The sequence below is a fragment of the Carboxylicivirga sp. genome (genome assembly GCF_982718395.1).
In genome coordinates, this window is record NZ_CEXQWX010000001.1 from 40,172 (window position 1) to 64,032 (window position 23,861).

Sequence of the window (23,861 nt, forward strand, 5' to 3'; positions counted from 1 at the left end):
TAAGTTAGTGTTTCCTACTTAAGACTGATGATAAAAGCTATGCACGTAAAGTATTAACAGAATTTAACATTTAGCGATGAAGTACAAAAAAACCGGCACCAGGCCGGTTCTTTTATTAACATTTATTCTTTTTAGAATGCGTAGCTTAGAGTAAATTGAAAACCTTTGTTTAACATTTTTGAATCATCGTCAGTATCCTCTGCAATATTTGATAAACCAACATTGTATCTGGCATCAATTCCTAATCCCATCTCGAAATCATAACCTGCACCAATGTTAATTCCAAAGTCCATTCCTTTCATTGAATCCTTAACATCTTCATCATCAGCTTTTGCTGACATTAATAGACCTAATTGCGGTCCAGCTTGAATGTTAAAACCGCTAAAATAATATTTTGCCATTACAGGAACAGAAATGTAATTTAAATTGAACTTTGCATCTCCAATTTTTGCACCATGTTGTGAGAATAATAATTCTGGTTGTAATGCAAATTCATCGCTAAGGTTAAATTTCGCAAATCCTCCAATAGCAAGTCCTGCTTTCGAATCGAAGCTTGCGCTTGCTCCATCACCATCTACTTTAATATTCGAGATGTTAAGACCAGCTTTTACACCAAATGTTGTTTGAGCGAACGAAGTAGTTGCAACAAATGCCATAACGGCAACAATCATTAAAATTTTTTTCATCGTTTTAAAATGTTTGTTAGTTTTTATCGAGGACAAATGTATATAACCGTGATTTAACTCAAAATGACGTTGGTGGAAGTTTTTAAGCTGTTGATTGAAGTATTTGAGCTAATTGGTCAAAGTATTGTTTACTTTAATCTAATAAAAATATGTTACATTTTTTTCTTTGGAAAATTATATGTAATAAGCTGGTGGTACGGTAATTACATATACTCATCTACCGTTAGTAAATGATAAGAATAGCTACAAACCCATATTATCATTAAATATAAAAAATCATGAGCTTTCTTTAGCCAAAGTAACAATACGTATTGTTGTTTTGATATCAAATTCCCAGATCATATTTAACTTCACCTAAGAACTTTCAAATTTATATAAATGTGATATACTAAATATTGTGTAATTGGCTTAATGATTTAAGATGAACCATTCATAATAATAAAACGTTGTTTTGTGTAAAACCAACAGAGCAATAACGATGACAATAGTTTAGTACCAGAATTATTCAGCTGTCTGTTGTACAACACGGCACCTTTTTCGCGGAAAATTATATCTTTGGCACTTAAAATCAGATAATAAATTAACAGACTTAATGCGCTTATTCAATAAAATATGTTGGTAATTGTCCCATTTTCAGCCAATAGTGGAGATTTGAATTTGTAAGTAGTATATGGTCTATAAATGAGAATAGAATGAAAAGAATAGCAGCAATTTTGCTAGTAGCATGCATGGGTTTTGCGCAATTTGCAAAAGCCGATGAGGGTATGTGGTTATTACCACTTATCAATAAACTAAACATTGAGAAAATGCAGGAAATGGGCTTTAAGCTTTCTGCAGAAGAAGTTTATAGCATTAATAACAGTAGTTTAAAAGATGCCATCGTCATTTTTGGTCGTGGTTGTACAGGTGAATTAATTTCTGATCAGGGTTTGATCTTAACAAATCACCACTGCGGTTATGGCAATATTCAGGAGCTAAGTTCTGTTGAGCACAATTATCTAAAAGATGGTTTTTGGGCAAAGAGCCTGGAAGAAGAGCTTCCTGCTCCGGGATTAACAGTGACTTTCTTAAAGTATATGACTGATGTTACAGCCGAAATAAATGCTGAGCTTAACGAAGAAATGTCAGAAGTTGATCGTGCAGCTAAAATTAAGGAAGTATCTGCTGAGTTGGTTAAAAAGGCACAAGAGGGTAACGAATATCAGATCAGTGTTAAAGATTACTTCGAGGGCAATCAGTATTTCTTAATTGCTTATGAAAAATTTGAAGACATTCGTTTTGTAGGTGCACCTCCTTCATCAATCGGTAAATTTGGTTTTGATACCGATAACTGGATGTGGCCTCGTCATACTGGTGATTTTAGTATGTTCCGTGTTTATTGTGGCCCCGATGGCAAGCCGGCAAAATATTCAAAAGGTAATAAGCCGTACAAGCCAGCGCACCATCTACCAGTATCATTGAAAGGGGTGCAGATGGATGATTATGCGATGACTCTTGGATTTCCAGGCAGTACAGAGCGATATTTAACTTCATGGGGAATTACTGAGCGCATGGATATTATTAACCATGCACGTATCAAGCCTCGTGGTGTAAAACAGGATATCTGGTTAGCTGATATGCGTGCCGACGAAAAGGTAAACATCCAGTATGCATCTAAATTCGCACGTAGCTCTAATTACTGGAAGAATTCAATCGGAATGAACCGGGGACTTGAGAAATTAGATGTTCTTGGTAAGAAACGTGAGTTAGAAGCTGAGTTTGCCAAGTGGGTTAATGCTGACTCAGGTAGAAAAGGAAAGTATGGAAATGTATTGTCAGAACTGGAAAAGGCTTATGCTAAGCGTGCCGAATATGTGAAAGCAACTTCATTTATAGCTGAATGTCAGTTACGTGGCGCTGAAGCCTTATATTTTGCTTATCAGGCCTCTGGTTTGGAAAAAGCTTTAGAAGAAGGTGATCAGGAAAAGATTGATAAAGCAGTAGCTGGTTTAAAAGCAGCAGGAGAAGGTTTCTTCAAAGATTATTATCCTGAAACAGATCGTAAAGTTATTGGTGCCTTGCTGAAGATGTACAATGATGATATTGATCCAAAATATCATCCTGAATTTTACAACATCATTAACAAAAAATTCAAGGGAGACTTCCAGAGGTATGCTGACCATGCATTCGCGAAGTCTATTTTCATGAATGAAGATCGTTTTAACGCCTTCCTTGAAAAACCAAGTCTGAAAGCCTTGCAGAAAGATTTGGTATATATAGGTGGTGTTTCTTCCATTGAAAAATACCGTGAGATAAAAGGTATGGAGGCTGAAAGTTCAATTGCTATTGATAAAAACAACCGCCTGTTTATTGCCGGATTAATGGAGATGCAACCAGATGATGTATTCTATCCGGATGCTAACTTCACCATGCGTTTATCTTACGGTAAAGTAGGCGACTATGAACCAAAGGATGGTGTTATCTATAAGCACTACACAACTATTGAAGGTATCATGGAGAAAGAAGATCCTGATAATTTTGAATTTGAAGTACCTGCCAAGCTAAAAGAATTATGGAAAAACAAAGACTATGGCCAGTATGCTGATGCAGAAGGTTATATGCCTGTTTGTTTCACTTCTGATAACGATATTACAGGAGGTAACAGTGGAAGCCCTGTTATCAATGCAGAAGGACACTTATTCGGATTGGCATTCGATGGTAACTGGGAAGCTATGAGTGGTGATATTGCTTTTGAAACAGAGCTTCAAAAGTGTATTAATGTAGATATCCGTTACGTACTTTTTATCATTGATAAGTATGCCGGAGCAACCAACCTAATCGATGAAATGACATTGATTAAATAAACTTCGCCTAAAAGATATAAAAAGAGAGCTGTCGATTATTCGGTGGCTCTTTTTTGTTAAAATAGCTTAAAAACTTAGCTCGTCATAGTAATACCACATTTAAACTTGTAGTTTCGTGCCTCTTGAATTATAGCTAACTATTTTAATGCGATTTATTTATATCACCATTATTGCCCTGTGCATATCGCCTGATACTAAGGCAGATGAAGGTATGTGGCTGCCCTTTTTATTAAGCGATAAACAGATTGAACAGATGCAGGATAAAGGTCTTGAAATACCTTTTGAATCTGTTTATAATCATTCTGCACCTTCACTGAAGGATGCAGTTGTTTCATTGGATAACGGAGCCTGTACAGGTGAATTTATCAGTGCAAAAGGTCTGTTACTAACCAATCATCATTGTGGTTATAATGAGATTCAGCAACATAGCAGCATTGAGAATAATTACCTGGATAATGGGTTTTGGGCTAAACAATTGAACGAGGAGTTACCAAATCCGGGCAAAACGGCAACCATACTTATTGAAGCTCATGATGTAACTGAAAAGATTGTGGGTTCGGTAAGTGGATTAACAGGGGAACGCAGGCAGATAGCGATTGATAGTCTTATCACAATCATTAAGGAAAAGGCTGTAGTCGATAATCATTATGACGCTGAGGTTAAGCCTTTCTTTTATGGTAATACATACTTGTTGTTCTTAACTCAGACTTTTAATGATGTTCGTTTGGTTGGAACACCTCCTTCATCCATCGGTAAATTTGGTGGTGATACAGATAACTGGATGTGGCCCAGACACACTGGTGATTTTTGCTTTTTCAGGGTTTATTGTGCTCCAGATGGTTCACCAGCTGAATATTCGGAAGAAAATATTCCTTTTACACCGCGAAAGCATTTTCAGATCAACTTAAATGGTATCTCAAAGGGCGACTATACCATGACTTTGGGATATCCCGGATATACACAGCGATATTTATCCTCATTTGGAGTTGAAGAGATTAAAGATGTCATTAATCCCGTAGTAGCAGAAGTGAGGGGTATTAAACAACAGGTTTGGGAAAGAGCTATGCAGGAGTCGGAAGCCATTAATATTAAATATGCAGCAAAATACTCCCAATCAAGCAACTATTGGAAATATGCAATTGGTCAGAATGAGGCGCTCGAAAAAATAGATGTAATAGCCAAGCGAAAGGAACAGGAATCGCAATTTCAACAATGGCTTGAGCAGGATTCATCTCTTGCTGACAAATACGGAAAAACACTGGCTGTAGTAGAAGCTTCATACTTATTAGGACGTAAATTGACTTTGGCAGAAACGATTACACAGGAGACGATGTTGGAAGGAGCTGACCTGGTTAAATTTGCACTGGAGATCAGTACTCTTTACATGGAAATGAAAGAGAAAAAGGATTCCGGACACAAAGAATATCTGATTAAGGCTATTCGAAATATGTATAAAGATTTTGATGCCGGGGTGGATAAGCAAGTGTTTGGAGCCATGTTGGATTACTACCTGAAAAATACGAATGAAAGCTTAAGACCAAAAACAATTGACTTATTGGGAAAGAAGTATGAGAAAGATCCCGAAGGATATGTTGAGATGCTATATAGCGAAACGTCTTTAAGCAGTTTCGATAAAGTGATGGAGTTGATGGATGGTGATGATGATGCTTTATTTGAAGATCCTGCCATAGCGTTTTCGTACCAGGTATTGTCGCACATGTATCAAATGATGGATATACACAATAAGCTTAATTTGCAGTATGAGGAGGCTCAACGTCTTCTTATAAAGGGGTATATGCAAAAGAATGATAATCATGACTATTATCCTGATGCCAATAGTACGCTTCGACTGTCATTTGGTACTGTGAGCGATTATGAACCTAAAGATGGTGTAAGGTACAAGTATTTGACAACCTTAAATGGCATCATGGAGAAAGAGAACAACGAACAGGATGATTTTGCCGTGCCTTTGAGGTTAAAAGAATTATTTAAGAAAAAGGACTATGGGCCATATCAGCTAAAAAATGGGAAGTTGCCGGTTTGTTTTCTGACCAACAATGACATTACTGGTGGAAACAGCGGTAGTCCGGTAATTAATGGCAAAGGGGAATTAATTGGTGTTGCTTTTGATGGCAACTGGGAGGCTATGACCAGTGATCTCGCTTATGAAGAAAATCTTCAAAAATGCATTTGCGTTGATATACGGTATGTGCTGTTTATTGTTGATAAGCTGGCAGGTGCGCAAAATCTGATTGATGAAATGGATATTGTTAATTAAAACAATAATTGACGCTATCTTTGACTGTCTAAAAATCAATCATGGCAAAAAATAAATTCTACGTCGTTTGGGTAGGAGCTAAACCGGGTATATATAAAAGCTGGCCCGAATGTCAGGTACAAATAAAAGGTTTCCCTTCTGCCAAATACAAAGGTTTTGAATCTTTTGAAGAGGCTAAGTTAGCTTTAACAAAGGGCTATACTAGTTATATATCTTCTTCTGCTAAAGGTAAAAAAACGACGTCCTCACCGACTATAAATTCAAGGAAGAATATTATTGCCAATAGTATAGCTGTGGATGCAGCTTGCAGCGGTAATCCGGGTGTCATGGAGTATCAGGGAGTTTATACAAAAGATAGCCGCCAGTTATTCCACCAAAAGTTTGATTTGGGAACCAATAATATTGGTGAATTTTTGGCTTTAGTGCATGGCATATACTATCTGCAAAAAAACAATCTGGATATCCCTATATATTCAGATTCAAAAATTGCTATTGGCTGGGTGATGAAGAAAGAATGTAAATCAAAATTGAAGGAAACAGCTAAAACAAAAGCCCTATTTGATTTGGTTCGTCGCGCTGAAAATTGGTTGAAGAATAATACAATAACCGTAAAAATCCTTAAGTGGGATACTAAAAACTGGGGGGAGATACCTGCAGATTTTGGGCGTAAGTAGTTGGTATGTATATGAAATCTAGTTTTCTTCCTCACTTAGGCTTAATAGTTTCATAAAAGTTTTCCAGTTCCGAGTAGTTGCATTGGTCCCCAGTTTCTTTTCAAATAAATTATTTGAAAGTTTGGTGTCGCGATAAGCACCTCCGCAGCAGATGTATATGTTTCTGTCTTCAATGTAGAATCTGTCAGGACCGGAATCAAAGGTCTTAAAAAAGTCAACTTTTTCAGATTCAGGTATCTGCTTAAGCATTGTTATGTGCAGTTGGTTAATATCCTCTTCCAAAAAAGGATTGGCATTTTTGATATTTAGCCATTCGACCTTACTGCGAACCAGAACAGGCACTTCAAAACCATATTCTTTTTGTATGGCTTCACTGATCAGATCTTCAATCTCCTGGTGATTATCAACCTTGCAATTGAATACCACATTGCCACTTTGAATGTATGTTTTTACATTTGTGAAACCCAGATTTTGATAGAGTTGAGTCAGGTCTTTCATGATTATTTTTCGTTTTCCTCCAACATTGATGCCTCTTAATATTGATATGTATCTTATCATGCAATAGTCTATTTATTCTGTTTATGTTGTTTCACCAATTCGATGGTGTGACTCAGTAATTGCGCGTCTCCAAAACTGCCATGACCAGGAATCACAATCTTCACATCAGGATAGGCAAACTGGACCTTTTCTATTGTAGTTTCCCATTCATCAATCACAGCGTCCGATAAATTGCCTAAACCCTTCGAATGGATAGATTTAACAAGACATCCTCCAAATAAGATTTTTTGTTTGGGCAACCATACCGTGATATTATCAAAGGAATGTCCTCCGCCAAAGAAACGGCATTCAATGGCTTCATCATTAAACAAACAATCATATTCTTTATCAAAGGCAATTTCCGGCACTGGCAGGTTTTCTTCCAGGCATTTATCAATAGTTAACTGGTTGGCTAGTGATTTGGCTCCAATGCTTTTTAAATAAGGTAAGCCACCAATGCAATCGTCATGAAAATGACCGGCTATATGTGCTTTAATGCTTGCATTGTAGTTTTTCTTGATGTAATCACATAGTTGCTTGGTTTGTTCATTACTCATTGGTGTATCAACCATAACCGCTTCACCATCTCGTATAATTACAAGTCCATTACTTGGAAATCGACCAAATCTTTCTGATTTAGCCCAGGAAATATGCACAAAAACAGAGTCTTGCAAATGTATCAGTTGAAGGTCTTCATTAATTTGAATAGTTGATTGTTGGGCGTTTATTGGTAGAAGATTGATCAAGCAAGAAATAATACAGGCAAACAGCAGTCTCATGGATAATTTTATTTAAACGTGCAGATAAAGTTATCAACTTTTTATACTAGGGTAAAGATTTATCGTTGAAGATTAAATGAATTTTTTTGATGAAAACTTTATTCAATAGTTTGCTCCTGATTGGCATTTACAAACAAAATATCTCCCATTTTATTAAAACCATTAAATATCTTGGCGCCCGAGTGTTTAATTTGCTCCTCCCTGAATCCAATAATTGTTAATCCTGCTGCAGAAGATTTTTCATTGATCAGGTTTTTAGCTGAGGTTTCCTCTTCCTGAGGAATTATCTCAATATTTGAGAGTGTAATTGGAAGCCGTCCTGTCTGAACCAGCTCACGCAGTTGCTTGCGTGTAGCGTTTATCTCTTCTTTATTACAAATACTGAATATCTTAACCTGGCCTTTTTTCCAATCTGGATGGGATAAAATAATAAAGCCCAATAAAATCATCAGGTTAGCATTTAAAACATCAATTGGTCTGATCCAGATATGAATACCATTTCTGAATGAAGTATTGGTGTTGGAATCAGAAAATACGCAAACATCATAATTACCGGCTCTTGTTAAACTGATGTTGTCTAATATGGCTTCTATGGCATCAGGCTCATTGCGCCTGTATTCGAATACAATCATATTGTTTTCCATACCACTGATGCTGGGGCTTTGAATCGCTTGTGCAATGGCTGTTGTGTATGATGGAGAGATCATACAGTCAACATATAGGCTGCTTTCTTCATCATGATGTTCATTAATCATTTTTTCAACAATCTGGTTGGCTTCAGCTGTTGTATTCTTTGAATAATATCCTTTTAAGAAATGGAAATAGGTTCCAAATCCATGTTTATAGGATATCCATTTCATTAAATCAAAAACTTTACTGTGACTAAATGAGTTGGATGAGATGCAGATAGCAGATGGTCGCCATTCAGCTTCATCAGGATGCCTGCTTCTGTTTTTCTGCATATAGAGTTGTATGCGTCTGCTCAATTGAAATAATGCACCAAGAAATATCTTTTGAAGTCCGCCGCGCTCTTTATGCACGTGGTTTAAATAGAGATATAGCAAGGTTATAACAAGGTATGCAACGATGGTGTATAATGCACTTATTTTAAACATTACCCACACAGATAGCAGAAAGCCGATCAGAGATATAGCCCAGTGCGATTTAAACTGGGGGCGATACGATGGTGATGCTCCAAAATGGTTGAGGAAGGAAATAAGACAAAGTGAGCCATATGTAATCATAAAGAACATGGATATGATCTGAGCCACAAAATCAACCTCACCTATGGAAACAAAAACAAGTGCAATCAACATTGTTATCAATGTAGCATTATAAGGTTCATTACTTTCCCCTTGTCCCTTTGCAAGCCATAGATTCATTTTCTTACTTGGAAAACTTTTATCTGTCGCAAGAGCCTGAATGGTTCTTGGTGCCACCAAAACGGAGCCGATTGCCGAAGATATTGTTGAAGCACCAAGTCCTAAAGGAATGATCACCGCCCCTAAAATTGCGACATTGGCCATGGCCAGTTGTGATTGAGTCATCTCATCGGGCGATAAAGAAACCGAGAACTTATAGATGATAAAGATATAGATGAGCATTCCGATTATTGTTCCCCACATGGTTCCTCTTGGGATGGATTTTTTAGGGTTTTTCAGATCACCACTAAGTCCAACACCGGCTGTCATGCCAGTAAAAGCAGGAAAACAAATAGCAAACCAAATAAAGAACTGATTTCGGTTATTAAATGCAAAGTTTTCTGAATAATTACCTGTTTCATAAAATTCGGTTTGCCCCATAAAGAATAAGGTCAGTGATATGAATAGTACGGCAACTACAGCATAAAGCGCTTTAATTCCCATGTCGGAGCCTTTCTTAAGAACGATATATGCAAGTATAAATAAGGCAGGAATACTAATGACCTGTTTGGGAAGCATTATTTCATAACTTGACATTAGCCACCTGAACAGCGGCTCGAAGGCTTCGGTAAAAGCAATAATATAAAAAGCTACACTGATGGCCTGGGAGAAATACAGAGCCATTCCAATGGTTGCACCAATATTAAGACCAAATGAACGGGATATTATAAAATACTCTCCACCTCCTTCAACACGTGTATTGGTTGCTATTTCTGAGATTGCCAAAGCTGTTGGTATGGTTATTAAGTGGCCTAACAGGATGATGCCCAGTGCACCATAAAAACCCAGGTTACCGACTGCCATTCCAAAGCGAAGAAATAAAATGGCGCCAAGAATAGTTGAAATAGCGGTAAAAAAAACAGGAGCAGTGCCAAATCCAGCTTTAGAATTGTTTGTACTCATAAGGTATGCTTAAAAGGTGAGGGTTCATGGTTGCTATAACAAATATAGAAAATTAAAGTTCCATATTGATTAAGAGAATTGTCATGTAATTATTCTGGAGCAGCGTCATCTTTTATTGCTTATTCAAACACTTCGCTTATTTTTGCGGAGCAATAATTATTAAATAATGGATACTTTTTACATTGATTCTCTGGATAAAATCAATGCTGTAGCAGCGGATTTCTTATCAAAATACAGTAATGAACGTGTGATTGCTTTTTATGGACCAATGGGAGTTGGAAAAACCACTTTTATAAAAGCCTTATATGAGCATTTGAATGTAGAAGATACTGTTAATAGTCCGAGTTTTGCTATTGTTAATGAATATCATACGCGCGAGGATAATATAGTCTTTCACTTCGATTTTTACCGTTTAAAAGAGGAAGAAGAAGCTTATGATATGGGATATGAAGATTACTTATATTCAGGAAACTATTGCATGATTGAATGGCCTGAAAAAATAGCTTCTCTTTTACCCAAAGGAAGGTTGGAGCTGACATTGGAAGAACTTCCAGACGGGAGAAGAAAAATAGAAGTACAGAAAAAGTAAGAACTAATTGAGCTTTTTTTGTTATCTTGATACCTTGTTATACAGGAAAATAATCGGCTTATGATGGGCGGTAAAACTTCATATTTTCCCTTAGGTCAGGTAAATTTACTTCCGCAGGAGGAGATGCTTGAAGTGGGACGGCGAAAGAAAAAATTAATTATTGGTATACCAAAAGAAAGTTCTTCTTTTGAAAATAGGGTGGCATTAACACCGCAGGGCGTTGAGCTTTTAGTAGCAAATGGCCATACCGTTTTGTTTGAGTCAGGTGCGGGAGACAAAGCCCATTATTTCGATCATGACTTCGCCGAAGGGGGAGCACAGATTATCAAAGAAAAGAAACAGGTATTAAAAGCCGATATCATCCTTAAAGTGTCGGCGTTAACAGAGGAAGAAGTTGATTTGCTGGATGCGAACCAGTTAGTTATATCCTTATTGAATCTATATAATCAGTCGCGTGAGTCAATACAAAGAATGCTTGACAGGCGTTTAAATGCCATTGCTTTTGAGCTTTTGAAAGACGATAATGGCTGTTATCCTGTTATAAGGAGTATGAGTGAGATAGAGGGAACAGCTTCTGTAATGATAGCCAGTGAATACCTTAGTAAAGCGCATAACGGTAAAGGTGTATTATTAGGTGGTGTAACCGGAATATCTCCGTCTGATTTAGTGATTTTAGGAGCAGGAACAGCTGGAGAGTATGCGGCTAAGGCAGCATTAGGTCTTGGAGCATCAGTTAAAGTATTCGATAATTCTTATCACAGTCTGCGTGAATTGGAGCGTAATGTGGGACAACGAATTTTTACTTCAGTATTGCATCCACATGCGTTGGAGAAAGCACTGCAAAGTGCCGATGCTGTTTTGGGTAGCTTACGTTACCTGCAGACAGGCCGTTCTTTTATGGTAACGGAGGAGCAAGTCTCCAACATGAAGAAGGGATCGATAATTATTGATCTGAGTATGGATCAGGGAGGCTGTTTTGAAACCAGTCGTTGCACTAACTTTGATAAACCAGTATTTACAAGGCACGGTGTTATTCATTATTGTGTTCCCAATGTAGCCTCAAGAGTATCAAGAACGTCATCAATAGCCTTAAGTAATATCTTTGCTCCGATAATTCTTCGACTTGCAGAAGCGGGAGGGGTTCATCATCTGATTAAAGAAGATGTTGGGCTAAGCCATGGAATGTATCTTTACAAAGGTATCTTAACCAATAGCTATATTGGGCGTCACTTCAATATTCCTTATAAAGATATTGGTTTGTTAATGGCTGCTTTCTAGGTTTACATCAGGCTTGTTTTAGGAATTTCGTTCGGGATGCGTTTCGTTTTTTCAAAGGGAATAGTAAAACAGAAATGAGCGCCTTCTTTGTATGATTTATCTATCCATATTTTACCACCCAACGTATCAATATACTTTTTTGATATAGCCAATCCTAAACCATTGCCGCCAAACTCGCGGGTATGATTGGTGGATACTTGCCTGAACATATCGAAAATAACTTCCTCTTTACCTTCAGGTATACCAATTCCGGTGTCTTTAACTGAAAATAGAAGTTGATCATCATTAATTGTATAACCAAATTTAATCCAACCTTTCATTGTAAACTTAACCGCATTATCCAAAAGGTGATTTAATACTTTTAAAAGTCCCTGTTGGTCTGTAACTATGTGGTCATTCTGATCTTCCAGGCCCTTTTCAAGGTATAGTTTTAATGGTTTTTGCATCAGTTTTACTTCGCGCATATAATGCTTGAGCATATTCTCAAGCAGTTCGTTAAGGTTAAACTGTTTAGGGCCTTCTTGTATCAAACGGGTTTGAAGTTTAGAAATATCAATAAGGTTGTCCATCACCTTCAGGAGTTGAAGGCCATTCAGGTTAATGATACTGATATATTCATCACGTTCTTCTGTGCTTAACGAATCGGCCCGTAATAATTCAGAGAAACCTATAATCACATTCATTGGTGTTCGTATCTCATGACTCAAATTGGCCAGAAATGTTGATTTCAGATGATCATTCTCCTTAGATTTTTTCTGAGCTTCATTGAGTTTTTGAAGAGATATATCCAACTCATTGTTTTTCTTCTTTAGCTCAAGATGAGTTATCTCCAGTTCATTGTTACGCAAGTTAAGTTCATCTTTAGCCTTCTTGTGCTCTATCTCACTACTCATCCTAGGCGTAAAAATATAAACCAGGGATTCGATAACTTCAGCTTGTTTTATTGGGTCATTAAATAAGGCAATAAATATACCGTTTGGTTGATAGCCCGAGTTGAAAAGCGGAATTCCAATATACCCTTCTATCTTTTTTTCAACTAAAAAACTATCACTTGGAAATTTTTCCCAGGCTCCAGATGTAATTCGGCAAGTGTTTTTACCTATAACATTATCACAAGGTGTGTTATCTAAGCTGTAAATGATATTCGGTAAGTTATTTTTTCCATCAGTAAAGCTTATTGATTCAACAGAGTTATCAGTTGCTGAATACTTTCCTATTATAACATAGTTAGCCTCAATTAGTTTGCATAGTTGCAAGGCCGTTGTATCGAAATATTGTTGTCCAATATATCGATTGATCGGTGTGATAAGATCATATAAGATAGGCTCAACCTTTTTAAAACGGCGGAGTAGAGTATTTTTCTTGACAAAGATGTTTTTCCAATTCATATTGCCTGACGTTACGAAGAATTTAAAATACTTAAAAAGTGCTAAGCCATAAAGTTTTTTTGATTAATGGACTACTTTTGGGGTTTGACGTCATATTATTTCCTGTAAATAATTAAAACTTGAATGAAATGTCAAGTGTTAATAACCAGCTGCCATTCCATCTTTTCTGCTTTCCGAAGCGCCTATATAAATTTTTCTTTTAGCATCGTACCAAATAGCCTGGTATCCACCATAACTGCCAGGTTGATAACCGACCTTATGTCCCATCTTTATTAGATTTAGAATTGTTTCGGAGCTAATGCCACTTTCAACATTGATTTGTCCCTTATTTTTAACTTTGGTGCCTGTTGGCTGCGATGAGCCTTGGTGGCTGAACCTTGGCGCGTCACCAGCTTCCTGGAGGTTCATTCCAAAGTCAATAATATTCATTAATATCTGAACATGTCCTTGCGGTTGAAAATCACCACCCATCACTCCAAAACTCATTAAGGCCTGGCCGTTTTTGGTAACAAACGCTGGTATAATTGTATGAAAAGGCCTTTTTCCTGGCTCTAAAGCATTAGCATCATTTGGGTTTAATGAAAACAATTCACCTCTGTTTTGTAGCATAAAACCCAAATTAGGTGGCACCATGCCTGATCCCATACCTCTGTAATTGCTCTGTATGAGCGATATCATATTGCCCAATTTGTCGGCAACAGTCAGGTATATTGTCTCACCATCACTTATTTTACCAGCCTTATATAATCCGGCCTTATTTTCATCGATCAGATTTCGTCTGTTGTCAGCATATTCATTTGAAATAAGCACTTTAACAGGAACACTTTGTTTTTGCATGTCTGCATAATATTGGGCTCTGTCTTCAAAAGCTAACTTTTTAGCTTCTGTTACAAGGTGTAAGTGTCTGGCTGTTCCATACTCATTCGAATCAAAGTTATATCCTTTTAGTATGTTTAGCATCTGAAGTGCAGTAATGCCCTGTCCGTTGGGAGGCAATTCCCAAACGTCATAACCACGATAATTAATAGAAACTGGTTCGACCCATTCAGATTTGTGATCGGCCAGGTCTTCTATCCTTAGTAAACCTCCCTGCTCCTGAATGAAATTAGCAATCACTTTAGCTAATTTACCTTTATAAAAGTAGTCACGACCGTGTTCTGCAATTTGTTCGTAGGTTTCAGCGAGATATGGATTTTTGAATATATCACCCTTTGCAGGAGTTTTTCCATTAATTGAATAAGTCTCAATAACATTGGGGTAATTCCGGTGAAACTCAATTGAACGCCCCCAATAGTAAGCAATTAACTCACTTAATGGAAAACCTTGCCTGGCATAACGAATAGAAGGAGCAAGAATATCTTTCATTGGAAGTTGTCCAAAACGCTTATTTAATTCGAACCAAGCATCAACACATCCCGGAACACTGACCGGTAATGGTCCGTATGATGGTATCTTGTTTATTTGGTGCTTAGAGAAATAGTCAATATTGAGACTTTGAGGAGATCTGCCACTACCATTTAATCCATATAATTCTTTTGAGTCAGCATCCCAGACTATTGCGAACAGATCGCCTCCAATACCGCATCCTGTAGGTTCCATTAATCCAAGAGCCGCATTAGCTGCGATTGCAGCGTCTATTGCGTTACCGCCTTGTTTTAAAATATCAATTGCAATTTGCGTTGCCAAAGGGTGACTCGTGCAGGCCATTCCATTTTGTGCTATAACCTCACTTCTTGTTGCGTGGTTTAATCCTGTAATTCTATCTTGTGATAGAGCAAGGGTAAACATGATTGAGTATGCGCAAATTAATAATAAGACTTTCATTCCGATTTCAGATGGTTAACAATCCTAAATATATAAAAAAACTACAGCAACCACTGGGAGCTGTAGTTTAAACTAAAATGATTTATTCTGCGATTAGGCAATAGCTAATTTGCTTTCAGGCTGACTCATATAGTCATAAAAGATACCTACGAGTAACTGCGTATCCATATCGGGAGATATTGGGATTAGCAGGTCAGCAAATGTGTCTTTAAATATAACCTGAACTTCATTTTTACGAGGAAATTCAATCCCGGCCACTTTATGATGCATACGAATCTCCCCAAGTGCTGTAATTAATTTAATAATCATAACTCTATCCTTTTAGCTTGTTTAGTACCGTCCGGGTGTTTTGTTTTCCGATATAAAAGTAGGTGTGTAATAGCAGTTGACCAAAGGATTTTAAGTGTATTCCATAAAGGGAATGTTTTCTTAGGTTAATGTGTTTTTTCGTAACGATGAATGAAATTAGCTTCCATGAATGTGCTTATTTTTGTGACGAATGACTTGAGTTTAATCGGATCGGTAATTTATATGATGGATTATTTGCGGTATGTTGGTATTGTTTTGTATTTGTTTAAGTAATAGAAGTTGGGTGAACATACATCTTTAATATTTGAGTTAAATAGTCGTTTTTCAATGTAATCTAAACAGATTTTTTACCTTTGCTTGTTCTGAATAAATGGTTAATGAGAAAAGAGGAAAAAGGAAAGAAATTAGTTGATAAACTGAGACATAAGTATCGTTTGGCAATATTTAATGAACAGACTTATGAAGAGGTATTTGGTATGCGACTCTCTCGTCTTAACGTATTTACGATTGTAGGAGTAAGTTTATCAGTACTTATCGTTCTGGTTATTTTTCTTATTGCTTTTACCGGATTGCGAGAATATATTCCAGGTTACCCTGATGGACACCAACGACGTTTGATCATACAAAATTCTCAACGCGTGGATAGTCTTATTTTGGAAGTTGAGAGACGGGATCGCTTTTTCAATGATATACGGACAATCATGTCGGGTGGTGTTCCTGAGGGAGCATTGCCGGAAAATGTGAAAGATGCTGGGGATGACGAAAATAAGAACAACGTTGTCTTTAAAAAGTCGGAGGAAGATTCAATTTTCAGAGAACAAGTTGAAAAGGAGGAGAAATTTAATCTGGCTGTATTTGACAACAGAAGTAGGAAATTTGAGTTGGAACATAGCTTTCTTTTCACGCCTCTAAAGGGAGTTGTGGTGAATAAGTTTGGAGAAACGCAGGGGCATTATGGTGTAGATATAGTAGCAAAGCCCGGTAGTAGGGTGAGTGCAGTGCTGGATGGTACTGTAATTTTTACTGGCTGGACGGTTGAAACAGGTTATGTAATTCAGGTTCAACACTCCAATAACTTAATATCTATTTACAAGCACAACGAAAGTTTGCTTAAGGAAATGGGGGAGAATGTGCAGGCCGGAGAAGCAATAGCCAATGTTGGTAATTCAGGCGAATTGACCACAGGGCCTCATTTACATTTCGAATTGTGGTATAACGGTGTACCATTAGATGCAGAACAATACATGTCGTTTGAATAACGATATACATACACAACAGAATATTTAATGTCAAAAAAAATAGCAATATTGGGCTCGACAGGCTCAATTGGAACACAAGCGCTTGATGTGGTTGATGCACATCCTGACCAATTTGAAGTTGAAGTATTAACAGCCAATAATAATCTTGATTTATTAATTGAACAGGCTGTTAAGTACGATCCGAATATAGTAGTCATAGCAAATAAAGAAAAGTATAAACAGCTAAGTGAGGCATTAGCAGATACGGATATTAAAGTATATGCAGGTGAAGAAGCTATAGCCCAGGTTGTACAAAATGATTCCATTGATATTGTTTTGACTGCAATGGTTGGTTTTTCAGGTCTTTTACCTACGGTTAATGCAATTAAGGCTGGTAAACAAATTGCCCTTGCAAACAAGGAAACATTAGTTGTGGCCGGTGATATTATTACACGTTTGGCACTGGAGAATAAAGTAAGCATTTTGCCCGTTGACTCAGAGCATTCGGCCATTTTTCAATGTCTGGCCGGAGAGTTTCATAATCCGATAGAAAAAATAATACTCACAGCTTCAGGAGGACCTTTTCGTGGTAAGAAAATTGATTTCCTTAGAAAAGTAACACGATGCCAGGCACTGAATCACCCTAACTGGACAATGGGCGATAAAATTACAATTGATAGTGCATCGATGATGAACAAAGGATTGGAAGCTATTGAGGCACGCTGGTTGTTTAATGTTAAGCCGCAAGATATTGAAGTGGTAGTTCATCCTCAATCAATTGTTCATTCGTTAATACAGTTTGAAGACGGCTCTTTAAAAGCGCAACTTGGATTGCCTGATATGCGTGTTCCAATTCAGTATGCTATGACATTTCCGGCAAGGTTTAAGTCTGATTTTCCGCGGTTTAGTTTCCTGGATTATCCGGAGTTGACTTTTGAAAAGGCAGATGTAAAAGCTTTCCGTAACCTGGATTTGGCTTATCAGGCTATGGAAAAAGAAGGAAATATACCTTGTATATTAAATGCTGCTAACGAGGTAGCTGTCGACGGGTTTCTTAAACAAAAAATTGGTTTTGTAGAAATGTCTGATGTGATTGAAAAAACAATGATGAAGGCATCGTTTATTAATCAACCAACGTTAGATGATTATCTGCAAAGTAATGCAGAAGCAAGAGCGATTGCTGAGCAGATAATAGATAAAAAGTAATTATAGTGAGCCAAAATCCAACTTGACTTGTTATAGTTCTGTGGTGAAGTTGTCAGATGGTAAAATATTCAATTACTTATTTGATTGAAAAGAATATATTTGTTGCTTGAAATTAGAAAATTAAACATTAATGGAAATTTTTATAAAAACCGTACAGTTATTACTTAGTTTATCTATACTAGTAATACTGCACGAATTTGGTCATTTCTTTTTTGCACGATTATTTAAGACCAGAGTTGAGAAATTTTATTTGTTCTTCAATCCTTGGTTTACCTTATTTAAATACAAAAAAGGTGAAACTGAATACGGTATCGGATGGTTGCCTTTAGGTGGATATGTGAAGATATCAGGCATGATTGATGAGTCCATGGATAAAGAAGCAATGGCTCAGCCTGCAAAACCTTGGGAGTTTCGGTCAAAACCTGCCTGGCAACGTTTGATGATAATGATAGGAGGGGTGTTAGTTAACTTCATTACTGCCTTTTTTATTTACTGGATGGTACTTTATACCTGGGGAGAACAATATATTCCAGTTCAATCGGCCAAGTACGGATTATATTATCATGAAGTAGCTAAGGATCTTGGGCTTCAGAATGGAGATGTCGTACTTAAGGTGGATGATCATATTGTCGAGTCAAGTGGAGACATTGCACGTTTTATACTTTTGGAAAATGCAAAGGAATTAACTGTTCGGAGAGGATCGGATCAGATTCAATTGTCAATTCCGAAAGGATATGATCAAAAAATGATAGCTGAGGAGGTTAAACTCTTTGCAGATGTCAGGTTTCCGGTAGTTGTGAAGGACTTAATGAGTGGCTCCAAGGCTGATGAAGCCGGATTACAGACAGGAGATAGCATTGTAACTGTTAACGGTCAGTCCACAGCATTTTATAATGAGTTTACAAATGCTCTGGTTGAAAATATTGAAAAAGATATTGACGTAGGTATTATAAGAGATAATTCTCCAATGACACTGAATCTGACTGTTCCTAAATCAGGTAAGATTGGATTTTATTTGGTGTCGGTCGAAAACTATGTGGATATACAGCGCCATGAATATGGATTTTGGGAAGCCTGTCCGAAAGGCATAGCAAAAGGTTTAGATATTTTAGTGGGTTATGTGAAGCAGCTACGTTTGATTTTCACAAAAGAAGGTGCTAAGCAAGTAGGTGGCTTTGGAGCAATGGGTAAATTATTTCCTTCAACGTGGAATTGGTATGTGTTTTGGTCCAATACAGCTCTAATATCAATGATTCTGGCCTTTATGAATATACTACCAATACCTGCCTTAGATGGTGGTCATGTATTATTCCTACTTTACGAGATGGTAACTGGTCGTAAACCCGGAGATAAGTTTATGGAGTACGCTCAAATAACCGGAATGATTTTGTTATTGGGATTGCTAATATTTGCCAATGGAAATGATATCTTTAAGGCTTTCATTAAATAGGCGAGTTTATTAAATTTGTATAAAACTTTATAGAGATGAATACTTCTTTCGTTATTTTATTAGGTGGCTTAGGGCCACAGGAATGGATTTTAATTGTTTTAGCTTTAGTTCTTTTATTTGGAGGTCGTAAAATTCCTGAGTTGATGAAAGGGTTAGGGCAGGGAATGAAAGAATTCAAGAAAGCACGAAACGAAGATGATAAGAAATCAGATGGTGATTCGAAAAAAGAGGCCATCGACGATTCTTCAAAGTAAAAAAGTCACTTTGTTAATAATTTCACGTAGGCCAATCCTCTATGAGGGTCGGCCTTTCGTATATATTCTGGCCATATAAAGATTATTTACTAATGTTACGATTGTTAGTCATTACCATCTTATTGGTTATAAGCAAGCAGATTGGGGCGCAGGAAATCCATCGTGGTTCTTTTCCGCATTATCCTGCGTGGATGTATGAAAAGCGGTTGAATGAGCTTGGTAAAACATCTATGGTAAAATTAGACTACAATCCCAAAGTTCAGGCCTTTATTGATGTGTACACAGTTAAACGGCGCAATCATCTGGCCAATATTATTGGTAGGGCAGAGTACTATTTTCCATTGTTTGAGGAATACCTGACAAAGTATGATTTGCCAATTGAATTAAAGTATCTTGCAATTGTAGAATCGGCACTCGAACCCAAGGCCAAATCAAGCTCAGGAGCAATGGGCTTGTGGCAGTTTCTGTATCACGCGTCGCGAATGTTTGAACTTCAGGTCGATAATTATGTGGACGAGCGGTGTGACCCAGTTAAAAGCACCGAAGCGGCGTGTCGTTATCTGAAATACCTTTATCGAAACTTAAATGACTGGCAACTTGCACTTGCTGCATATAATGGTGGTATTGGAGTGGTTCAAAAAGCCATTGAACGATCTGGAGGTAAAACAGACTTTTGGGAATTACAACCATATCTTCCAAAGGCTGTTCAAAGCTATGTTCCTGCTTTTATTGCTGTTAATTATGTGATGAACAATTATCAAAAGCATGATATCAGTCCAAATCCGGCCATGTTAAAGTTTGACGAGGTAGATACAGTTTATATTCACAAATCGCTTACATTTAACCAAATAGAAAAGGCTTCTCAAACTTCGCGAGAAATTATTGAGTGGTTAAATCCTTCGTATAAAAAAGGATATATTCCGGTTAATAATCAGGCTGTTTGTTTATTTCTTCCAAAGAAAGGAGTGATTCATTTTGTGCGGGCACAAAAACTATTAGAAGAAGCAACGCCTCCATTAAGTAAAGCATTACCTGTAGGTGATAAAAACGGACGCGAAAAAATTGTTCATGAAGTGAGTAAAGGAGAGTTTTTCCATAAAATTGCTATTGACAATCATTGTCGGATAAGTGATATAATGTACTGGAACAAGCTGCCTAATCGAAATTTGTACATCGATCAGAAGTTAATTGTTTGGCGGCCGAAAAAGAAAGATGGCTACTTTTTTGTTACCGAGGAAGTATTTAAAACAAACAAGCCTGTTTTAAAAGTTAACCGACTTTATAGTGACAACCAAATCAAAAAACTATATCAGTAATTAAATTATTCAGTTATGAAAAACATGAGATATCTGCTGTTGACATTGTTTGTTTTAAGCATGTTTGCATGTAAAGATAAAAGTACAGGATATAAACCAAATGTGGCAGGTAAGGCTGGTGAGTTACTTGTTGTAATGGACGATAAAATTAAAGCATCAGCTGGTGGTGTTGAGTTACAGGAAGTATTAAGAGAGGTTTATCTTGGCTTACCGCAAGAAGAACCATATTTTAAGATGAGCGTAGCCCCACACCGCTCATTTTCATCATTTATGAAAACATTGCGAAACCTGGTTGTAGTAACTGTGGGTAATGAGGTTGAAGAAAATGCTGTGAAATATTATAAAGACAGGTGGGCTCGTCCGCAGGCATTTGTTAACATTACGGCTAAAGATACAGCTACGTTAAAAGCATTGGTAGAAGAGCATCAACTTAAGATACTGAGCTTCTTTAATAAGGCCGAACGCGATCGCTATATAGCTTCTTACAAGAAATATCCAAGTGATGAACTAATTAAAAGAGTAGATTCCTTATTTAATGTGCGCATGCACGTTCCTGCCAGTTTGAGTAATAAAAAGTCAACCAATTCCTTTATTTGGATGAATGAGGCAGCTGATTGGGGATTTCAGGGAATGTTTATGTATGAAGTTCCATATGTTGGTGAAGGCACTTTTTCAAAAGAGTATCTTTTAAATAAAAGAGATTCAATCCTGCACAAAAACGTTCCGGGACCATCCGATGGTTCTTATATGACCACCGAACATGCTTTTCCTGTTATCTACAAAAAAACTGAAATGAATGGAAATGATGTGGTTGAGTTGAGAGGCCTATGGAAAGTGCAGAATGATCTGATGGGAGGTCCGTTTATCCTACAGGCACATCACAATAAAAAGACTAATCGAGTTGTCATAACTGATGGTTTTGTGTACTCTCCTGAGAAACCTGATAAAAGAGATAAAATCAGGCAGATGGAAGCAGTTATGTACACCCTTCAATCGAAATAAGTTATGATACCTCAACTTAATCGTAAAGCCTTGCAGCAAGCATGTGGCCGGGAAGATTTAATTCGAAAAACGGCGGCTCAGGTCATAAAAGATTTTGCCGAGTTTGGGTTCGAAGTAAAATTTTCAGGAAATGTTGAAGGATTTTATGATGAGGTGTTTAACCAGATGAAAGGGCATGTTGTTGACATCATGGGTGAATATTATTCACAGTTTCTTAACTTTTTATATCGTATAGATGTTACAGAAGAACAAGTAATGATCTATCAAAAAGAAATGGGTGATGTTTCATACGAAGATGCCCTTACCGAATTAATTCTTCATCGGGAGATGAAGAAAGTAATGATAAGAGAATATTTTAAAGCGCAGCAACAAAATCAGAATGATGATTTAGCTGAGTTAAACGAATAAGGTTTTTATTATGCAACTATCGATTAAACATACAGGCGAACGCCCTGAAGGTGTAAGAAATGTTTTTCTGGTAAAAGATACCAGTGTGTTAAAAGATTTCGGGTTTAACAACGATGCTTTAGCCTATGTTGAGGATAAGGTGGAAGCAAAAGACAAGCTTATTACTATTCAAAATTACAGCATTGTTTATTATGTGCGGGTTGTTAGTGATGACGAAGCCAATAACAAAGGATACGAAGACTTGCGAAAAGATGGTGCAACGATTTTCAAAAGCTTAAAAAACGACAAGCAAAGTAAAGTTTGTGTTTATGATGTTGCAGGTGATAAAGCATTTTGTCTGGCACTGACAGAAGGAATCGCATTATCCACCTATCAGTTCAATAAATATAAAACGGAGAAAAAAGAATCAACGGATGAACCTGAGATCTTTGTGGCTTCATCAGTACTTAATCAAGGAGATTTGGATGAGCTGCGTCGTCTGACATATTCTGTATTTGTAACGCGAAACCTTGTGAATGAGCCGGTATCCACATTAAACGTTGAAGAATTATCTTATACGATTAGTGAGCTTGGAGCAGTTCATGGTTTTGATGTTGATGTTCTTAATAAATCAAAAATAGAAGCCCTTAAGTTCGGTGGTTTGTTAGGTGTTAATCAGGGAAGTATAGATCCGCCTCTATTTCATATTCTGGAGTGGAAACCCGAAGATGCGAAAAATAAAAAACCAATCGTGTTGGTAGGTAAAGGTGTTGTGTTTGACACAGGTGGAATTAACTTGAAGACACCTCCGGGAAGTTTAGATGATATGAAGGCCGATATGGGTGGAGCAGCTTCGGTTGTCGGTACATTTGTAGCGGTTGCAGCAAACAAACTACCGGTTCATCTGATTGGACTTATTCCGGCAACAGATAACAGACCAGGTGGGAATGCCATTGTACCTGGTGATATTTTGACCATGCATAACGGCAAAACCGTAGAGGTAATGAATACTGATGCCGAAGGACGTTTGATCATGGCTGATGCCTTGTCTTATTCTAAGAAGTATGATCCTGAATTAGTAATTGATTTAGCAACCTTAACAGGAAGTGCTGTAATGGCACTTGGGCAATATGCTACTATCAGTATGGGAACAGCGAGCGATAAAGAATTCGACGAATTAGAAAGAGCAGGTGATTGTGTTCATGAGCGTGTTGTTCGTTTTCCATTTTGGGATGAATATGGCGAATTAATAAAGTCTGAAGTAGCCGACATTAAAAATATTGGCGGACGAGAAGCTGGAGCCATTACAGCTGGTAAATTCCTGGAACACTTTGTGGATAGTCCATGGATACATCTTGATATTGCGGGACCAGCATTTGTTAAAAAAGAAGATAGTTATCGTGGATCCGGTGCATCAGGAGTCGGTGTACGAATGCTTTATCAGTTCATAAGAAGCAAGTGCTAGTTTGGCAAATTATATTAATTTTAGTGCCCGATAG

General features: G+C 37.2%; 20 protein-coding genes. 13 read left to right on the plus strand and 7 right to left on the minus strand.

Translation table 11 applies throughout. The annotated features are described in order from the left end of the window. Window positions 1-131 precede the first annotated feature (131 nt). The gene (locus AC4MRQ_RS00185) at window positions 132-686 is read right to left on the minus strand and encodes a porin family protein (protein WP_491195604.1); all 555 of its coding nucleotides are present in this window, start codon (window positions 684-686) and stop codon (window positions 132-134) included. Window positions 687-1,378: 692 nt separating this feature from the next. On the opposite strand from AC4MRQ_RS00185, the gene AC4MRQ_RS00190 reads away from it, so the two are divergent. From AC4MRQ_RS00190 to AC4MRQ_RS00200, 3 genes are all read left to right on the plus strand, one after another. Beyond that, the gene (locus AC4MRQ_RS00190) at window positions 1,379-3,529 is read left to right on the plus strand and encodes a S46 family peptidase (protein WP_491195605.1); all 2,151 of its coding nucleotides are present in this window, start codon (window positions 1,379-1,381) and stop codon (window positions 3,527-3,529) included. 145 nt (window positions 3,530-3,674) lie between these two features. Next, window positions 3,675-5,807 carry a S46 family peptidase gene (locus AC4MRQ_RS00195; protein WP_491195606.1) on the plus strand — a complete coding sequence of 711 codons (2,133 nt, stop codon included), beginning with the start codon at window positions 3,675-3,677 and terminating at the stop codon, window positions 5,805-5,807. A 41-nt stretch (window positions 5,808-5,848) separates the two neighbouring features. Continuing rightward, complete coding sequence (locus tag AC4MRQ_RS00200; RefSeq protein WP_491195607.1) at window positions 5,849-6,481, plus strand: ribonuclease H1 domain-containing protein; 633 nt, start codon at window positions 5,849-5,851, stop codon at window positions 6,479-6,481. Window positions 6,482-6,499: 18 nt separating this feature from the next. Here AC4MRQ_RS00200 and AC4MRQ_RS00205 read toward each other — a convergent pair whose 3' ends face one another. The 3 genes from AC4MRQ_RS00205 to AC4MRQ_RS00215 all read right to left on the minus strand — a co-directional run bounded on the left by AC4MRQ_RS00205 (window position 6,500) and on the right by AC4MRQ_RS00215 (window position 10,121). After that, window positions 6,500-7,039, minus strand: a complete 540-nt coding sequence (locus tag AC4MRQ_RS00205) for a DUF1697 domain-containing protein (RefSeq protein ID WP_491195608.1) — start codon at window positions 7,037-7,039, stop codon at window positions 6,500-6,502. Between the two features lie 8 nt (window positions 7,040-7,047). Further along, on the minus strand, window positions 7,048-7,797 hold the full coding sequence (gene bla, locus AC4MRQ_RS00210) for a subclass B1 metallo-beta-lactamase (RefSeq protein ID WP_491195609.1): 750 nt from the start codon (window positions 7,795-7,797) through the stop codon (window positions 7,048-7,050). Window positions 7,798-7,895: 98 nt separating this feature from the next. Further along, window positions 7,896-10,121: an amino acid permease gene (locus AC4MRQ_RS00215; protein WP_491195610.1), complete on the minus strand. Its 2,226-nt coding sequence runs from the start codon at window positions 10,119-10,121 to the stop codon at window positions 7,896-7,898. Window positions 10,122-10,287: 166 nt separating this feature from the next. Here AC4MRQ_RS00215 and tsaE point away from each other — a divergent pair, with 166 nt between their 5' ends. Together tsaE and AC4MRQ_RS00225 are read left to right on the plus strand one after the other, a co-directional pair. After that, entirely contained in the window at window positions 10,288-10,710 is a 423-nt protein-coding gene (gene tsaE / locus AC4MRQ_RS00220) for a tRNA (adenosine(37)-N6)-threonylcarbamoyltransferase complex ATPase subunit type 1 TsaE (protein ID WP_491195611.1), read from the plus strand. 60 nt (window positions 10,711-10,770) lie between these two features. Then, a complete protein-coding gene (locus AC4MRQ_RS00225) occupies window positions 10,771-11,988 on the plus strand; it encodes an alanine dehydrogenase (RefSeq protein WP_491195612.1) in 1,218 nt (405 codons plus the stop codon). Between the two features lie 2 nt (window positions 11,989-11,990). Here AC4MRQ_RS00225 and AC4MRQ_RS00230 read toward each other — a convergent pair whose 3' ends face one another. From AC4MRQ_RS00230 to AC4MRQ_RS00240, 3 genes are all read right to left on the minus strand, one after another. Beyond that, the gene (locus AC4MRQ_RS00230; protein ID WP_491195613.1) at window positions 11,991-13,376 is read right to left on the minus strand and encodes a sensor histidine kinase; all 1,386 of its coding nucleotides are present in this window, start codon (window positions 13,374-13,376) and stop codon (window positions 11,991-11,993) included. A 138-nt stretch (window positions 13,377-13,514) separates the two neighbouring features. Then, window positions 13,515-15,200, minus strand: coding sequence for a gamma-glutamyltransferase (ggt, locus tag AC4MRQ_RS00235; protein WP_491195614.1), 1,686 nt, complete (start codon window positions 15,198-15,200; stop codon window positions 13,515-13,517). A 93-nt stretch (window positions 15,201-15,293) separates the two neighbouring features. Continuing rightward, window positions 15,294-15,509, minus strand: coding sequence for a hypothetical protein (locus AC4MRQ_RS00240; protein WP_491195615.1), 216 nt, complete (start codon window positions 15,507-15,509; stop codon window positions 15,294-15,296). A 377-nt stretch (window positions 15,510-15,886) separates the two neighbouring features. Here AC4MRQ_RS00240 and AC4MRQ_RS00245 point away from each other — a divergent pair, with 377 nt between their 5' ends. The 8 genes from AC4MRQ_RS00245 (at window position 15,887) to AC4MRQ_RS00280 (ending at window position 23,827) form a co-directional block, all read left to right on the plus strand. Further along, window positions 15,887-16,768: a M23 family metallopeptidase gene (locus AC4MRQ_RS00245; protein WP_491195616.1), complete on the plus strand. Its 882-nt coding sequence runs from the start codon at window positions 15,887-15,889 to the stop codon at window positions 16,766-16,768. A 27-nt stretch (window positions 16,769-16,795) separates the two neighbouring features. Further along, window positions 16,796-17,953 (plus strand): 1-deoxy-D-xylulose-5-phosphate reductoisomerase, encoded by a 1,158-nt coding sequence (locus AC4MRQ_RS00250; protein WP_491195617.1) that lies wholly within the window; start codon window positions 16,796-16,798, stop codon window positions 17,951-17,953. A gap of 130 nt (window positions 17,954-18,083) precedes the next feature. Continuing rightward, on the plus strand, window positions 18,084-19,403 hold the full coding sequence (gene rseP, locus AC4MRQ_RS00255) for an RIP metalloprotease RseP (protein ID WP_491195618.1): 1,320 nt from the start codon (window positions 18,084-18,086) through the stop codon (window positions 19,401-19,403). A 35-nt stretch (window positions 19,404-19,438) separates the two neighbouring features. Next, window positions 19,439-19,657: a twin-arginine translocase TatA/TatE family subunit gene (gene tatA, locus AC4MRQ_RS00260; protein WP_491195619.1), complete on the plus strand. Its 219-nt coding sequence runs from the start codon at window positions 19,439-19,441 to the stop codon at window positions 19,655-19,657. Between the two features lie 92 nt (window positions 19,658-19,749). After that, window positions 19,750-20,973, plus strand: a complete 1,224-nt coding sequence (locus AC4MRQ_RS00265; RefSeq protein ID WP_491195620.1) for a lytic transglycosylase domain-containing protein — start codon at window positions 19,750-19,752, stop codon at window positions 20,971-20,973. Between the two features lie 15 nt (window positions 20,974-20,988). Beyond that, on the plus strand, window positions 20,989-21,975 hold the full coding sequence (locus AC4MRQ_RS00270) for a DUF4837 family protein (protein ID WP_491195621.1): 987 nt from the start codon (window positions 20,989-20,991) through the stop codon (window positions 21,973-21,975). Window positions 21,976-21,978: 3 nt separating this feature from the next. Then, the gene (locus tag AC4MRQ_RS00275) at window positions 21,979-22,383 is read left to right on the plus strand and encodes a hypothetical protein (RefSeq protein ID WP_491195622.1); all 405 of its coding nucleotides are present in this window, start codon (window positions 21,979-21,981) and stop codon (window positions 22,381-22,383) included. A 10-nt stretch (window positions 22,384-22,393) separates the two neighbouring features. Continuing rightward, a complete protein-coding gene (locus AC4MRQ_RS00280) occupies window positions 22,394-23,827 on the plus strand; it encodes a leucyl aminopeptidase family protein (RefSeq protein WP_491195623.1) in 1,434 nt (477 codons plus the stop codon). Window positions 23,828-23,861 lie beyond the last annotated feature (34 nt).

Bases quoted from the DNA above. Each gene is read 5' to 3' on its own strand.
- AC4MRQ_RS00245 (WP_491195616.1), top strand. From the start codon at position 15,887: ATGAGAAAAGAGGAAAAAGGAAAGAAATTAGTTGATAAACTGAGACAT.
- AC4MRQ_RS00280 (WP_491195623.1), top strand. From the start codon at position 22,394: ATGCAACTATCGATTAAACATACAGGCGAACGCCCTGAAGGTGTAAGA.
- AC4MRQ_RS00265 (WP_491195620.1), top strand. From the start codon at position 19,750: ATGTTACGATTGTTAGTCATTACCATCTTATTGGTTATAAGCAAGCAG.
- AC4MRQ_RS00195 (WP_491195606.1), top strand. From the start codon at position 3,675: ATGCGATTTATTTATATCACCATTATTGCCCTGTGCATATCGCCTGAT.
- AC4MRQ_RS00270 (WP_491195621.1), top strand. From the start codon at position 20,989: ATGAAAAACATGAGATATCTGCTGTTGACATTGTTTGTTTTAAGCATG.
- ggt (WP_491195614.1), bottom strand. From the start codon at position 15,200: ATGAAAGTCTTATTATTAATTTGCGCATACTCAATCATGTTTACCCTT.
- AC4MRQ_RS00240 (WP_491195615.1), bottom strand. From the start codon at position 15,509: ATGATTATTAAATTAATTACAGCACTTGGGGAGATTCGTATGCATCAT.
- AC4MRQ_RS00225 (WP_491195612.1), top strand. From the start codon at position 10,771: ATGATGGGCGGTAAAACTTCATATTTTCCCTTAGGTCAGGTAAATTTA.
- AC4MRQ_RS00250 (WP_491195617.1), top strand. From the start codon at position 16,796: ATGTCAAAAAAAATAGCAATATTGGGCTCGACAGGCTCAATTGGAACA.
- AC4MRQ_RS00185 (WP_491195604.1), bottom strand. From the start codon at position 686: ATGAAAAAAATTTTAATGATTGTTGCCGTTATGGCATTTGTTGCAACT.
- rseP (WP_491195618.1), top strand. From the start codon at position 18,084: ATGGAAATTTTTATAAAAACCGTACAGTTATTACTTAGTTTATCTATA.
- AC4MRQ_RS00190 (WP_491195605.1), top strand. From the start codon at position 1,379: ATGAAAAGAATAGCAGCAATTTTGCTAGTAGCATGCATGGGTTTTGCG.
- tatA (WP_491195619.1), top strand. From the start codon at position 19,439: ATGAATACTTCTTTCGTTATTTTATTAGGTGGCTTAGGGCCACAGGAA.
- AC4MRQ_RS00230 (WP_491195613.1), bottom strand. From the start codon at position 13,376: ATGAATTGGAAAAACATCTTTGTCAAGAAAAATACTCTACTCCGCCGT.
- bla (WP_491195609.1), bottom strand. From the start codon at position 7,797: ATGAGACTGCTGTTTGCCTGTATTATTTCTTGCTTGATCAATCTTCTA.
- tsaE (WP_491195611.1), top strand. From the start codon at position 10,288: ATGGATACTTTTTACATTGATTCTCTGGATAAAATCAATGCTGTAGCA.
- AC4MRQ_RS00215 (WP_491195610.1), bottom strand. From the start codon at position 10,121: ATGAGTACAAACAATTCTAAAGCTGGATTTGGCACTGCTCCTGTTTTT.
- AC4MRQ_RS00205 (WP_491195608.1), bottom strand. From the start codon at position 7,039: ATGATAAGATACATATCAATATTAAGAGGCATCAATGTTGGAGGAAAA.
- AC4MRQ_RS00200 (WP_491195607.1), top strand. From the start codon at position 5,849: ATGGCAAAAAATAAATTCTACGTCGTTTGGGTAGGAGCTAAACCGGGT.
- AC4MRQ_RS00275 (WP_491195622.1), top strand. From the start codon at position 21,979: ATGATACCTCAACTTAATCGTAAAGCCTTGCAGCAAGCATGTGGCCGG.